Source organism: Sphingopyxis sp. YF1 (assembly GCF_022701295.1).
Taxonomy (GTDB): Bacteria; Pseudomonadota; Alphaproteobacteria; order Sphingomonadales; family Sphingomonadaceae; genus Sphingopyxis.
The window spans coordinates 931,996-944,982 of the sequence record NZ_CP033204.1; the positions used below are offsets into that span (position 1 = coordinate 931,996).

General features: G+C 66.7%; 14 protein-coding genes. 5 read left to right on the top strand and 9 right to left on the bottom strand.

The window, feature by feature from the left end:
* Positions 1-14 precede the first annotated feature (14 nt).
* From EAO27_RS04550 to EAO27_RS04565, 4 genes are all read right to left on the bottom strand, one after another.
* Entirely contained in the window at positions 15-1,286 is a 1,272-nt protein-coding gene (locus EAO27_RS04550) for an amidohydrolase family protein (protein ID WP_242777540.1), read from the bottom strand.
* A 118-nt stretch (positions 1,287-1,404) separates the two neighbouring features.
* The gene (locus EAO27_RS04555) at positions 1,405-2,307 is read right to left on the bottom strand and encodes an RcnB family protein (RefSeq protein ID WP_242777542.1); all 903 of its coding nucleotides are present in this window, start codon (positions 2,305-2,307) and stop codon (positions 1,405-1,407) included.
* 134 nt (positions 2,308-2,441) lie between these two features.
* Positions 2,442-2,987 carry a (2Fe-2S)-binding protein gene (locus EAO27_RS04560; protein ID WP_242777544.1) on the bottom strand — a complete coding sequence of 182 codons (546 nt, stop codon included), beginning with the start codon at positions 2,985-2,987 and terminating at the stop codon, positions 2,442-2,444.
* Between the two features lie 150 nt (positions 2,988-3,137).
* Positions 3,138-3,905, bottom strand: coding sequence for a class II aldolase/adducin family protein (locus tag EAO27_RS04565; RefSeq protein ID WP_242777546.1), 768 nt, complete (start codon positions 3,903-3,905; stop codon positions 3,138-3,140).
* A 342-nt stretch (positions 3,906-4,247) separates the two neighbouring features.
* On the opposite strand from EAO27_RS04565, the gene EAO27_RS04570 reads away from it, so the two are divergent.
* From EAO27_RS04570 to EAO27_RS04585, 4 genes are all read left to right on the top strand, one after another.
* On the top strand, positions 4,248-6,161 hold the full coding sequence (locus EAO27_RS04570) for a YadA-like family protein (RefSeq protein WP_242777548.1): 1,914 nt from the start codon (positions 4,248-4,250) through the stop codon (positions 6,159-6,161).
* Positions 6,162-6,212: 51 nt separating this feature from the next.
* Positions 6,213-6,788 (top strand): hypothetical protein, encoded by a 576-nt coding sequence (locus EAO27_RS04575; RefSeq protein WP_242777550.1) that lies wholly within the window; start codon positions 6,213-6,215, stop codon positions 6,786-6,788.
* Between the two features lie 185 nt (positions 6,789-6,973).
* Positions 6,974-7,180, top strand: a complete 207-nt coding sequence (gene rpsU, locus EAO27_RS04580) for a 30S ribosomal protein S21 (protein ID WP_003047635.1) — start codon at positions 6,974-6,976, stop codon at positions 7,178-7,180.
* Between the two features lie 176 nt (positions 7,181-7,356).
* Positions 7,357-7,884, top strand: coding sequence for an FKBP-type peptidyl-prolyl cis-trans isomerase (locus EAO27_RS04585; protein ID WP_242777552.1), 528 nt, complete (start codon positions 7,357-7,359; stop codon positions 7,882-7,884).
* Positions 7,885-7,988: 104 nt separating this feature from the next.
* Here EAO27_RS04585 and EAO27_RS04590 read toward each other — a convergent pair whose 3' ends face one another.
* From EAO27_RS04590 to pyrE, 5 genes are read right to left on the bottom strand one after another with little or no spacing between them, the layout of a single operon-like run.
* Entirely contained in the window at positions 7,989-9,077 is a 1,089-nt protein-coding gene (locus tag EAO27_RS04590) for an AI-2E family transporter (protein ID WP_242777554.1), read from the bottom strand.
* Positions 9,078-9,081: 4 nt separating this feature from the next.
* Positions 9,082-9,939 carry a signal peptidase I gene (gene lepB, locus EAO27_RS04595; protein WP_242777556.1) on the bottom strand — a complete coding sequence of 286 codons (858 nt, stop codon included), beginning with the start codon at positions 9,937-9,939 and terminating at the stop codon, positions 9,082-9,084.
* 1 nt (position 9,940) lies between these two features.
* Entirely contained in the window at positions 9,941-10,342 is a 402-nt protein-coding gene (gene acpS, locus EAO27_RS04600) for a holo-ACP synthase (RefSeq protein WP_242777558.1), read from the bottom strand.
* The gene (locus EAO27_RS04605) at positions 10,339-11,070 is read right to left on the bottom strand and encodes a pyridoxine 5'-phosphate synthase (RefSeq protein WP_242777559.1); all 732 of its coding nucleotides are present in this window, start codon (positions 11,068-11,070) and stop codon (positions 10,339-10,341) included. The genes acpS and EAO27_RS04605 overlap by 4 nt, the downstream gene beginning before the upstream one ends.
* A complete protein-coding gene (pyrE, locus tag EAO27_RS04610) occupies positions 11,067-11,648 on the bottom strand; it encodes an orotate phosphoribosyltransferase (RefSeq protein ID WP_242777561.1) in 582 nt (193 codons plus the stop codon). Before pyrE ends, EAO27_RS04605 begins: the two co-directional genes overlap by 4 nt.
* Before the next feature lie 232 nt (positions 11,649-11,880).
* Here pyrE and coxB point away from each other — a divergent pair, with 232 nt between their 5' ends.
* On the top strand, positions 11,881-12,984 hold the full coding sequence (gene coxB / locus EAO27_RS04615) for a cytochrome c oxidase subunit II (protein ID WP_242777563.1): 1,104 nt from the start codon (positions 11,881-11,883) through the stop codon (positions 12,982-12,984).
* Positions 12,985-12,987 lie beyond the last annotated feature (3 nt).

Below are 12,987 nucleotides of genomic sequence, written 5' to 3' on the forward strand. Positions count from 1 at the left end.
TTCGCCGCCGAAAGCTAATCGGCGATGCGGCCGCGCGCCATCACCCAGTCGACCTTTTCAAGCGTCGTGACATCGCTCAGCGGATCGCCCGCCACGGCGATCATGTCGGCCGACATGCCGGGTGCGATGCGCCCGATCTCGTTTTCCATCGACAGCGCGCGCGCCGCCACGGTGGTCGCGGCAGCGACGGCTTCACGTGGGGTCAGGCCGTTCTTGACGAGCAGCGCAAATTCCCCTCCATTGCGGCCGTGCTCGAACACTCCGGCGTCCGTGCCGAAGGCGACGGGGACGCCGAGCGCCTTTGCCTTGCCGACCGCCTGGCCGACGATGCCCATTGTCATGCGGACCTTTTCCTCGACCGTCGGGGTATAGATGCCCTTGCCGAGGCGCTCGCGAACGCCCTCGAATGCCATCAGCGTCGGGACGAGATAGGTGCCCTTGGCCTTCATCACCTTGAGCGCCGCGTCGTCGGCAAAGGTGCCATGATCGATCGTGTCGATCCCTGCCGCGGCTGCATCCTCGATTCCGCGCGCGCCGTGGGCGTGTGCCATCACCTTGAGTCCGAGCGAATGCGCGGTGGTCGCGATGCTTTCGAGTTCGGGCTTGCTGAAATGGCCGCCGAGCCCGCGACCCTGCTGCGATAGGACCCCGCCGGTTGCGGTGATCTTGATGATGTCGGCGCCGGCGCGCGAGGCCTTGCGCACCTTTTCGGCGCATTCGACCGGTCCGGTGCAGGTATAGCCTTGATCGAGCACGTCGTGGACGTCCTCGCGAAAGCCGGTGACGTCGCCGTGCCCGCCGACGATCGACAGTGCCGGGCCCGCGGCGATGATGCGCGGTCCTTCGATGAAGCCGGCGGTGGTGCCGCGGCGCAGCGAGAAGGCACTATATTGCGCCGATCCTGCCTCGCGCACGGTGGTGAAGCCCGCGCGCAGCGTGATCGCGGCGTTTTTGACGCCGACGACGACACCCCATTCGTCGGGGTCGACCGCTTCGCTGCGGAAATCGCCCCCGGGATCGCCGGTCAGATGGACGTGGAGGTCGATCAGCCCGGGGAGCAGTGTCCTGTCGCCGAGGTCGACGACCTCGGTGCCCGCGGGCGCTGGCGTCCGGCCTGCGTCGATCGAGACGATGCGGTCGTCGGTGACGGTCACGGTCGAGGCGCCGAGCGCCGGCTTGTCGGGATCGACGATCACGCGGCCGGCGTAGATGACGGTGGTCTTGGCATCGGCCTCGCTGCCAAGCAGCGCCAGCGTCGCCGCGGCGGCCAGTCCCAGTTTGCGCATGGAATTCTCCCCTGTCTTGTCGCGCCATGGTGGCGCGGCACGCGGGGGAGGGCAAGCGCATAAAAAGAGGGGCCGGCGAACCGGCCCCTTCAGTTTGTCGTCTGGTAACCGAAAGGAATTACCAGAAGAAATCGTAGATCACGTCGACCACCTGGCCCGAGTAGACGTCGACCAGCAGGGCGTCGTCATAGTAGCGGATCCAGCGGTAGTTGCCGTAGGCCGGCGGCAGGCGATAGTACCAGGGGTCGTTGATCCAGTAACGCTGGCCATAGTAGAGCGAGCCGAGCGTGAAGCCGATGCTGAAGCGCGAATAGCCACGGCCGCGATAGGGGTTGTAATAGCGCGGCAGGCGGTAATAGCTGTGATTCCGGTCGCGGTAATTGCGCCAGTCATAGCGGCGATCGCTGCGCCAGTCGCGGTTCCAGTGATTGCCGCGGTTGTTGTCGCGATAGCGGCGATCGACATAGCCATTGCGATCGCGGTCCCAGCGGCGGTCGACGCGGTTGTCGTTGTTGCGATCCCAGCGTCGGTCGAGGTTGCCGTTGCGGTTACGGTCATAGCGGCGATCGACCTGACCGTTGCGGTTGCGGTCCCATTGGCGATCGACCTGACCGTTGCGGTTGCGATCCCATTGGCGGTCGACCCGGCCGTCGCGGTTGCGATCATAGGTGCGGTTGCGGTCGCGCTGCCACTGCTGGCGTTGCGCCTGCTGACGCTGGACCTCGCCGCTGCGGTCGCGGCGCACCTGCGGCGCGGCGCGGTCACGATTGCCGGACCAGTCGCGGCGCGGTTGCTGCTGGCCTTGCTGGCGTTGCACCTGCGGTCGCTCGGTGCGCGGCTGGCGCTGCGCGCGCGGTTCGCCGCCGCGGTTGCTGCGGTCGGCGTTGGGGCCGCGATTGCCGCGATCCCCGCGGTCACCGCGTTGGGCATATTGCTGGCCTTCGCGCGCTTGTGCGAGCACCGGCGTGATCGGGGTCAGCATCGTCGCGGCGATCAGCAGCCCTCCGATAATCTTCTTCATCGTCATTCTCCGAACACGGGTCCCATGGGCGGCGGGCGGCCGACCGGGAAGATGAAGGGAAAATTACCGCGGACAAGATGAGTCACCGCTGAACCGCGATGTTGCCTGCGGTTCAGCTAGATGAACGGCAATGGTCAGCGTTCCGGGGGGGCGCGCATCGCAGGCACGGCGCCGGCGGCATCCTGCGGACGGATACCCGGTGGCGGCGCGGCGGCGATCCGCTCTTCTCCGCGCAGGACGCGCCCGGCGCGCCTGATCGCGCCGCGAATACGCGGATAGGTGCCGCAGCGGCAGATGTTCGTCATCGCCGCGTCGATCTCGGCATCGCTGGGGCTGCTGTTGGTGCGCAGCAGGGCGGCGGCGGCCATGATCATACCCGATTGGCAGAAGCCGCATTGCGGCACCTGTTCGGCCACCCACGCCTGCTGCACCGGGTGGCTGCGGTCGCGGGCAAGGCCTTCGATCGTCGTGACGAAACGTCCCTCGCACTCGGCGATGGTGACGAGGCAACTTCGGATCGCCTCGCCGTCGATGTCGACGGTGCAGGCGCCGCATTCGCCGGTGCCGCAGCCATATTTGGTGCCGGTCAGGTTCGACGCATCGCGCAGCGCCCACAGCAGGGGCGTTTCGGGGTCCATGCGATATTCGACCGGGCGGTCGTTGACCGAAAAGCGCGTCATGCAGCCGCTCTAGTCGAAGGTCGATGCAAAAGCACGCGTCTCCTCTTCCACCGGGTCACGGCGAGCGAAGCGACGCGATCGAAGGCCCCCGGGCGTTGCGCCGCTCCGGATTGCTTCGTCGGCTGCGCTCGCAGTGACGCGGTGAAGATTTCAATCGCGCCAGCTCGTGTCGATCTTGTCGACCTTGCGTACCATCGCGTCGAATTCGGCCTTGCCCGACTGACGCCCAGGGATTTGCGCCATATAGAGGTCGCGCTGGTGGACCTTGACCACGTCGTCGCTGATCAGGATCGGCTTTCCCATGCTCATCGTCGCGAGCTGAATCTCGCACGCGCGCTGTAGCGCCCAATATTTGATGAAGGCGTCGGTCAGCGACTTGCCCATCACGACGGGGCCATGGTTGCGCAGCATCAGGATGCGTTTGTCACCCAGATGCTCGACGAGCCGCACCCCTTCTTCCTCGCGCACCGTGATGCCTTCGAAGTCATGATAGGCGAGCTGGCCCATGAAGTTGCAGGCATAGAAGTTCGTCGGCTGCAACCCACCCTCGAGCCCGCACACCGCCATCGTCGCGGTGGTGTGGGTGTGAATGATCGCATGCGCGTCGGGCAGGACGCGGTGGAACAGGCTGTGCTGGACGAAGCCCGCCTTGTTGACGTGCCAGGGATTGTCCTCGTCCAGCTTGTTCCCGTCGATGTCGATCTTGATCAGGCTCGACGCGGTGACTTCGCTGAAATGCATGCCATAGGGATTGATCAGAAAGGCGCCTTCCTGATCCTCCAGCTTCACCGTGATATGGTTGAAGATCATCTCGTCCCAGCCCATCATCGCAAAGATGCGGTAACACGCGGCGAGTTCCTGCCGTGCGGTCCATTCGGCTTCGCTATATTTGCTGTTGCGCTTGAGCTGAGTCGCCATCGCCTGATCCTCTGTCCATGGTCTGTCGGTTTCGTTCCGCTACCTATGCCACAGTCGCGGGGGCTGGCACAATCCCGCTGCGCACGGCGGGTCACGCGCGACGAATTGGTCGAGAATGTCGATAAAGCGTTGACGTGCGGGACGTTAGCGGCCACCATCGAATCAGGGTCGAAGCTGCGGGATCACATCATTTGTCCGAACAGAGGCAAAGTGGTCCGCCGACATGCGTCTGTGCGTGGTCCGACCCGGCCATTCTCGCCATATCGGTAATGCGGCGCATCGGATTTCACGGTGCAGCCCTCTTGCTGCCCGTGTTTATGGGGAGTGTGGGAAATGCGTTATATGGTAAAACTGTCCGCGTCGGCGATGGCGCTGGCGGCCTATGCGGCTTTCGCGGCGGCGCCCGCGCAGGCGGCCGAATGTTTGCTCGATACCGACGGCGACGGCGTCGCCTCGGCGGGTGATACCGACGGCGGGGCGTCATCCAGCAACAATACGCAGCTGGCCTGCGGCGTGAATGCGTCGGTCACCGGCAACGGTTCGACCGCCGTGGGTTCGAACGCATCGGCGACGAACACCGGTTCGACCGCGGTCGGTCAGAACGCGACCGCCGACAATCGCAGCACTGCGGTTGGCCGCAACACGACCGCGACCGGCCAGACCAGCGTCGCGATCGGCAGCGGTGCATCGGCGACGGACGAAGATGCTGTCGCGATCGGCGATCTCGCCCAAGCGACGGGCTTTCACTCGACCGCCGTTGGCGGGGAATCGGCGGCTTCGGGCCGCGGCGCGCAGGCGTTCGGCTGGCAGTCGGCCGCCTCGGGCGATTTCAGCGTTGCGACGGGGCGTCAGGCGGTGGCGTCGGGAACGCGCGCAGTCGCAGTGGGTGACAATGCGCAGGCCACCGGTCAGGACGACACCGCAACCGGCGCCGGCGCCGTGGCCTCGGGGTCGTTCAGCGTCGCCAACGGCAGCAGCGCGCAGGCGACCGGTCTCGCGTCCACCGCGGTCGGTTCCTTCTCGACTGCGTCGGGTGCGTTCTCGAGTGCGGTCGGCGAACTCGCCTCGGCGACCGGCGACCTGTCGACGGCCGTCGGCTCGAACTCCTCGGCTTCGGGGACGGAAGCGATCGCCGTTGGCGTGAGCGCCAATGCGAGCGGCGCCGGCGCCTCGGCGATCGGAACGGGCGCGCAGGCAACGGATGAGGATGCCACTGCTTTCGGCCAGTTCGCCAATGCCTCGGGCTTCCATTCGACCGCCGTCGGCGCCGAATCGGTGGCTTCGGGCCGTGGTGCGCAGGCGTTCGGCTGGCAGGCTTCGGCTACCGGCGCGCTGAGCGTGGCGTCGGGGCATCAGGCGAGCGCGTCGGGCGATAACAGCTCGGCGTTCGGCAAAAGCGCGAGCGCGTCGGGTCTGACCTCGACCGCGATCGGCAATTTCGCCGTCGCGTCGGATGAGGACGCCGTCGCCGTCGGCGACAATGCGGTTGCCTCGGGCTTCCACTCGACCGCCGTCGGCGGCGAATCGGTGGCCTCGGGCCGCGGTGCGCAGGCCTTCGGCTGGCAGGCGGTCGCCTCGGGCAACCTCAGCCTTGCCGCCGGTCATCAGGCGAATGCCGCCGGCGTCAACGCGACGGCGGTCGGCAAGAATGCCAATGCAGCGTTCGACAATTCGACCGCGCTTGGTTTCGGAGCCACCGCGACCGCGGCGAACCAGGTCGCACTCGGCGGCGCGGGCAGCGCGGTTCGCGTCGGCGACATCGCCGCCAGCACCGCCGCGCAGACCGGCGCGACCGATGTGATGACCGTCGATGCCAACGGCGTCGTCGGCCGCGACCCGACGGTGCGGACCGCCATTGCGGCGAACACTGCGGGCGTTGCCGCCAACAGCGCCGCCATCACGGCGATCCAGGGGGTCAACGCGACGCAGAACGCCAATATCGCTGCGCTGCAGACGCTGACCGCGACGCACACCAGCCAGATTGGCACGCTGTTCGCGCAGTCGGACGAGAACCGCCGCCAGGCGCGCCTCGCCAACGAAGGCGTCGCGCTGGCGCTGTCGATGGAAACCCCGGCGCTGCCCGCCGACGCCAAGTTCGGCATGTCGGGCGGTATCGGTTATTATAACGACCGGACCGCGGGCTCGATCGCGATGACCGCGCGCATCAGCGAGAAGGCGACCTTCTCGGCCGGTGTCGGCGCGGGCTTCGACTCGGGCGAGATCGGCGCACGCGGCGGCTTCCAGGTCGTCTGGTAAGCCACGAATGAAGACGGGCGATGCTCCTTGCCAAGGGAGCATCGCCCTTTCATGATGGAATTTATGGACAGCATCATTCTTTCGGCTCGCGCTTTGAAGCGGGCCGCCTTTTCGCTGTCCGGCGTTGCGCTGCTGGCGCTTGCCGGGCCGGTGCAGGCGCAGACCGGGGCTGCCGCCGCGCCGCCCGCTGCGGCGATGCCCGTTCCGGGCGACCTCGAACTGGCGAAGCTGATCTGGTCGACGATCGCTGCGATCGACCATGCCAACCAGTCGGGCAATTATTCGGTGCTGCGCGACATCAGTTCGCCGGCCTTCCAGATCGCCAACGATCCCGCGCGGCTGGCACAGATCTTCGGCTCTCTGCGCGAGAATCGCGTCGACCTGTCGAACAGCCTGCTGCTTGCCCCCGTGTACAACGGACCGGCGCAGGTGGGGGCAGGGAACGTCCTCCGGGTGCGCGGAAGCTTTGGCCTGCGTCCGACGGCGATTGCCTTCGATTTCGAATTTCAATGGTTTAACGGCAAGTGGCGGCTGTTCGGCGTGGGAATCTCGCCGCTGCCGCTCGCGACCCAGCAGCCGGGCGCCGCCCCAGAGGTGCCCGACGCGCGCCGTCGCGGGGGGCAATAGGCCGGTTTTGCGCCCCTGCCGCCGCGCAGGGGCTTGCATTCGGCCGCGAATCCCTCTAGTGGCGCTCCATCGGAACGTCGCTTGCTTGCGGCGCTCTTTTTATTGCCCGAATATCGGCGACCTATGGCGAACCGGATACGAGCCGGGGATGTAGGCCGTTTGACGAACAGGAGACGACACGGCGTATGCAGATCATCGTTCGCGACAATAATGTCGACCAGGCCCTTCGCGCGCTCAAGAAGAAGCTGCAGCGTGAGGGCGTGTATCGCGAGATGAAGCTGCGCCGTCACTACGAGAAGCCCAGCGAGAAGCGTGCGCGCGAGCGCGCCGCCGCCGTTCGCCGCGCCCGCAAGATGGAGCGCAAGCGGATGGAGCGCGACGGCATCAAGTAAGCCGTCCATCCCGTTCGGGATCCTGATCGAAAATGGGGCGCTGCGGCAACGCGGCGCCCCTTTTCGTTTCACCGGGGCGCAGAATGTCTCTGGACCGCTCCGCGCCGCTCCGCCTATAGGCGAGCGCGATATTTGCTCCGCCGGAAATCTTGCGGGGGCAGGGGAAGGATCAGACGATGAGCGTGACGACGGTTCCATTGCGTCCGGTGAGCAAGAGCGGGTTGTGGCTGATGTGGTTCGGCGTTGCGGCGCTGATCGTCGCGGCGATCGGCTTCGCGGTCAAATCGACCCCGCGCATCGGCTTCGAGGTCGTCAAGGAAGGCACCGGCAACAGCCCGACGCGCGCCGATGTCGTGCTCGTGAAATATGAAGGCAAGCTCGACGACGGTACCGTCTTCGACGCCAACGAGCAGGCACCGATGCAGGTGTCGCAGGTCGTTCCCGGCTTTTCCGAAGCGCTGACGCGGATGAAGAAGGGCGGCAAGTACAAGATCGTGATTCCGGCGGCGCTGGGCTATGGCGACAGGGACAATGGCCCGATCCCGGCCGGCAGCACGCTGCACTTCGACGTCGAACTGATCGACTTCAAGACCGAAGCCGAAGTTCGTGCGATGCAGCAGATGATGCAGCAACAGCAGATGATGATGCAGCAGCAGGGGGCGCCCGGGGCGCCGCCGCCGGGCGCGGTTCCGCCGCAGCCCTGAGCCAGCATTCGCAAGACTTGAAAAAGAAAGCGGCGGCAGGATCGATCGATCCTGTCGCCGCTTTCTTTTGTTTGGCAATCGCCCCGGTTGCGGGCTGCCGGGCTTTACGCGGCCCCCGCCCTGGTTCCGGTCCCCGATCGCGCGTTGCGCTCGGCTTCGCGTTCGAGCGCGACCTTGATCATCGCGACGATCGGGTCGGCGAGCGCGAGGCCGAGCAGCCCGAGCAGCGCGCCGAGCAGGATCTGCGCGCCGAGCACCAGCGCGGGGGCGAGGTCGACCGTCTGCTTGGCGACCATCGGCACGATCAGGTAGCCGTCGACGGTCTGGACGACGAAATAGATGGCGATCGCCCAGAAGCCGGTGTCGGTGCCTGCCGAGAAACCGACGAGCACGAGCAGGATGCCCGAGACGATCGCACCGATATTGGGGATGAAGGCGAGCAGGCCGGTGAGCAGCCCCATCAGCGCCGCCATCGGGATGCCGACCGCAAGGCACGCGAGCCATGTTCCGACCCCCTCGACCGCCATGCCGAGCAGTCGCCCCGCCATCAACCGGCGAAGCGTAAACCCCATGCGCGCGGTCGTGATGTAGAAATTCTCGCGGCTCTTCAGCGGCAGCATCCACGCGACCCCGCGTTCGTAGAGCCGCGGTTCGATCGCGATGAAGATGCCCAGCACGACGATCATCACCAGGCTGGTCAGCGCGCCGACCACCGATCCGACCGCGGCGGTGACGCGCCCGACGGTGCCGGCCAGATTTTCGGTGATCGTCTTGGCGTCGAGCTGGACATTACCCATGCCGTGCTCGCTGGCCCAGGCGGCGATGCGTTCGACCTGCGCCATGATGACGGTCTGCAGCGTCGCGACCTGGTCGGCGATCTGTGATCCGGCGAACAATATCGTCCAGCCGAGGAAGGCGACGAGCGAAAGGCAGACCAGCGCGAGTCGCCAGCCGCGTCCGATCGGAAGGATGCGCCCGAGCAGCCGCGTGCCGCCATCGAGCATCGCGGCCACGACGATACCGGCGAAGATCAGCAGGATCGGCTGGATCAGGACGATGCAGATGCCGATCAGCAGCGCGAGGCCGAGCCACGCGCTGGCCTTCAGCAATTCGGTGCGGACGAGCTGGCTGCGGATCTCGGTCGGGCCGGGGGCTTCGGCGCTTGCCCTGGCTTTCGCGTCGCTCTCCGCCATGGCCTCACTCCCTGCTGTTCGTCTCCTGACGCGCGGGGCGCAGATCGGTTCCCGCGCGCCCCGACCGAAGCGCCTGGAACCAGCTCAGCGGATTATACCATCGGGCGGTGCCGTCGGTCGAGAAGGTGACGATTTCGGCGCGGCCCGCGATCGTGTCGAAAGGCACCGGACCGCCGAGGCCGAGCATCTCGCTGGGCACGCGACTGTCGGCGCTGCCGTCGCGGTTGTCGCCCATCAGGAAGAGATGGTCCGCGGGCACCTTCTTCGGTCCATATTCGTCGTTGCTCGTCGGGCCCATGTCGATCGTGTCGTAACTCGCACCGCCGGGGAGCGCTTCGCGCACGATCGGCAGCGCCAGCGTTTCGCGGCCCTGCGTGTCGCGCGTGATAAAGCGATCGAGCGCGCTGAAGCCGCGGTCGCCGTGCGAGGGCGTGTTGGGGTCGACGGGGATCAGCAGGTCGGGCTGCTGTTCGCGCTTCACCGGCTTGCCGTTGATGATCAGCACGCCGCGGCGCATCTCGATCGTGTCGCCGGGCAGGCCGATCACGCGCTTGATATAGTCGACCCGCGTTTCGGGATGCTCGAGCACGACGATGTCGCCGCGCTCAGGAAGCTTGCCGAACAGGCGGCCCTCGATCTTCGGCGCGAGGTGGAAGCTGACCGAGGCGTAGGACCAGCCATAGGGATATTTGCTCACCAGCAGGCGGTCGCCGTTGCGCAGCACCGGCATCATCGAATCGGACGGAATATAGAAGGGCTTGGCCGCGCAGCTGTGAATGCCCAGCACGAGCAGCAGGATTACCGCAATGTCGCGGATCAATTTGCCCCAGCTGCCCTCGTCCTTGCTTGTGCCCTTCGCCATGTCAGTCCCTGATTGCTTCGATGATGACGAAGGCCTGCGCCCACGGATGGTCGTCGGTCAGCGTCAGATGGATGTGCGCACTGTGTCCCGCCGGGATCATCGCCGCCAGCCGTTCGGCGGCGCCGCCGGTCAGCGCCAGCGTCGGCGCGCCCGAAGGCGCGTTGACGACCCCGATGTCCTTCATGAACACCCCGCGCTTGAACCCGGTGCCAACGGCTTTTGAAAAAGCCTCTTTCGCGGCAAAGCGCTTGGCATAGGTTCCTGCGCGGGTGAACGGCCGCCGCGCCGCCTTGGCGCGCTCGACGTCGGTGAAGACGCGTTGCTCGAAACGTTCGCCAAAGCGGTCGAGCGAATTCTGGATCCGCTCGATGTTGCACAGGTCGGAGCCGAGGCCGATGATCACCCGCGCGCCTCGTCCATCAGGTCGCGCATCTGGCGCACCGCGTCTTCGAGGCCTGTAAAGATCGCCTCGCCGATAAGATAATGGCCGATGTTGAGTTCGGCGAGTTGCGGGATCGCAGCGATGGGGATGACATTGTCATAGGTGAGCCCGTGCCCGGCGTGCGGCTCGATACCATTCTTCCACGCGAGCGCGGCCGCGTCGGCGATGCGGCGGAGTTCGGCGGCGCGCTCCTCGCCCTCGACGTGCGCGTAGCGGCCGGTGTGGAACTCGACCACCGGCGCGCGCAGCCGCATCGCCGCCTCGATCTGGCGCGGGTCGGGCTCGATGAACAGGCTGACGCGAATGCCCGCGTCGGACAGCCGGGCGACGATCGGCGCGAGGTGATTATGCTGCCCCGCGGCATCAAGCCCGCCCTCGGTCGTGCGCTCTTCGCGCTTTTCGGGGACGATGCATGCCGCGTGCGGCATATGGCGCAGCGCGATTGCGAGCATTTCGTCGGTCGCCGCCATTTCGAGGTTGAGCGGCAGGTCGGTCGCGGCCTGGATGCGCGCAAGATCGTCGTCGCGGATGTGGCGCCGGTCCTCGCGCAGGTGCGCGGTGATGCCGTCGCCGCCGACCGCGGCGACGATCTCGGCCGCACGCACCGGATCGGGATGCTCGCCGCCGCGTGCGTTGCGGATCGTCGCGACATGGTCGATGTTGACCCCGAGGCGAAGGCGCCGGGTCAAGCGGCCCGGCTCCCCGGTTTGATCGCGGCGGTCCCGGCGAGATGGTCGGGCAGATCGTCCGCGTCATATGTCGGGAAATTGATCGCGACGAGCGGATAGAAGGGGACGCCGAGTTCGACCTTTCCGGCCGAACGGTCGACGAGCGCGGCTTCGGCGACCACTTCGCCCCCAGCCGCGGCGACACAGGCCATCGCTTCGCACGACGACAGGCCGGTGGTGACGACATCCTCGACCATCAGCACCTTCGCGCCCGGTGCGATCGTGAAGCCGCGGCGCAGTTCGAAGGTCCCGGTCGGACGCTCGACGAAGATCGCGGGCTTGCCGAGCGCGCGGCCCATTTCATGGCCGATGATGACGCCCCCCATCGCGGGCGAGACCACGATGTCGATCGCCTGCTTGAGGTCGCGCGGCAGTTTCGCGGCGAGGGCGATCGCGAGGCGGCCGGCGCGCTCGGTGTCCATCAGCACGCGCGCGCACTGGAGATAATATTCGCTGTGCCGCCCCGAAGAGAGCAGGAAATGCCCCTGGAGCAGGGCGTCCGCGGCGCGGAATTCGGCGAGGATTTCGTCGTCGGTCATGGGAGAATGGGTCTTTTGCAGAAGGAGCCGTCCGTACGGAACGGTCGCGTTTGGGGCGGGCAGATTTGCCAGCCGCAAAATAGTGTTAGAGATGCTTGAGGCAAGCGGCAAGCGGGTCTATAGCGCCCGCGAGATTCAGCCCGCCGAAGGGCTGCCGCGACGCATGTCCGGCACTTCGGAGCGGCGGGTTGAGGCATCGAGATAACAACAGGCAACGGGCGGCACTATCCTTATGAAGAGCTTGAAAACCCTTGTAATCGCGGCGGCTTTGTCGCTCGGCGCGGTCGGCGCCGTTCAGGCGCAGGCACCCGCGGCGGCGCCCGCCGCGACGGCCCCGGCGAATCCGGCTCCGGCTGCCGCCGATGCGGCTGTTCCGGCGGCGGCCCCGGCGGCTCCGGCAACCGCGGCCGCCGATGCGGCCGCTCCGGCGGTTCCCGCGGGCGACGCGACCTATGTGCCGATGAAGCCGACGCCGGGCATCGGCCAGCCGGTCGACGCAGGGGTCAACTTCCAGCCGCAGGTCAGCCCGATCGGCGAGCAGGCTTACAGCTTCAACCACTATATCCTGCTGCCGATCATCACGGTGATCTCCCTCTTCGTGCTCGGCCTGCTGCTCTGGGTCGTCGTCCGCTACCGGGCCAAGGCGAACCCGGTGCCCTCGAAGACGACGCACAACACCTTTATCGAAATCATCTGGACCGCGATCCCGGTGCTGATCCTCGCGGTCGTCGCGGTGCCGTCGATCCGCCTGCTCGCCGCGCAGTACGAGCCGCCGAAGGCCGACGCGCTGACGATCAAGGTCACCGGATACCAGTGGTACTGGGGCTATGCCTATCCCGACCAGGGCATCGGCGAATATGTCTCGAAGATTCTGACCGAAGAACAGGCGAAGGCCGCGGGCGAGCCTTATCACCTCGCCGTCGACAACCGCATGGTCGTCCCGGTCGGCCGTCAGGTGAAGCTGATCATCACCGGTGCCGACGTGATCCACAGCTTTGCGGTTCCCGCCTTCTGGACCAAGATGGACGCGGTCCCCGGCCGCGCCAACGAAACGACCTTCACCGCCAACAAGGTCGGCGTCTATTACGGCCAGTGCTCGGAGCTTTGCGGCGTCGATCACGGCTATATGCCGATCGCGGTCGAAGTGCTGCCGGTCGACAAGTGGGAAGCCTGGGTCCGCTCGAAGGGCGGCAACCCCGCGGGCACCGGCAAGGCGGACGCCGCCGCGCCGGCTCCCGCCGCCGCACCCGCTCCCGCGACGGCTGCTCCGGCTGCCGCCACGACCGAAGCCGCTCCGGCGGCGGCGCCTGCCGCCGCGCCGGCCGCCAAGAATTAACAA

Bases quoted from the DNA above. Each gene is read 5' to 3' on its own strand.
- EAO27_RS04550 (WP_242777540.1), bottom strand. From the start codon at position 1,286: ATGCGCAAACTGGGACTGGCCGCCGCGGCGACGCTGGCGCTGCTTGGC.
- EAO27_RS04555 (WP_242777542.1), bottom strand. From the start codon at position 2,307: ATGAAGAAGATTATCGGAGGGCTGCTGATCGCCGCGACGATGCTGACC.
- EAO27_RS04560 (WP_242777544.1), bottom strand. From the start codon at position 2,987: ATGACGCGCTTTTCGGTCAACGACCGCCCGGTCGAATATCGCATGGAC.
- EAO27_RS04565 (WP_242777546.1), bottom strand. From the start codon at position 3,905: ATGGCGACTCAGCTCAAGCGCAACAGCAAATATAGCGAAGCCGAATGG.
- EAO27_RS04570 (WP_242777548.1), top strand. From the start codon at position 4,248: ATGGTAAAACTGTCCGCGTCGGCGATGGCGCTGGCGGCCTATGCGGCT.
- EAO27_RS04575 (WP_242777550.1), top strand. From the start codon at position 6,213: ATGATGGAATTTATGGACAGCATCATTCTTTCGGCTCGCGCTTTGAAG.
- rpsU (WP_003047635.1), top strand. From the start codon at position 6,974: ATGCAGATCATCGTTCGCGACAATAATGTCGACCAGGCCCTTCGCGCG.
- EAO27_RS04585 (WP_242777552.1), top strand. From the start codon at position 7,357: ATGAGCGTGACGACGGTTCCATTGCGTCCGGTGAGCAAGAGCGGGTTG.
- EAO27_RS04590 (WP_242777554.1), bottom strand. From the start codon at position 9,077: ATGGCGGAGAGCGACGCGAAAGCCAGGGCAAGCGCCGAAGCCCCCGGC.
- lepB (WP_242777556.1), bottom strand. From the start codon at position 9,939: ATGGCGAAGGGCACAAGCAAGGACGAGGGCAGCTGGGGCAAATTGATC.
- pyrE (WP_242777561.1), bottom strand. From the start codon at position 11,648: ATGACCGACGACGAAATCCTCGCCGAATTCCGCGCCGCGGACGCCCTG.
- coxB (WP_242777563.1), top strand. From the start codon at position 11,881: ATGAAGAGCTTGAAAACCCTTGTAATCGCGGCGGCTTTGTCGCTCGGC.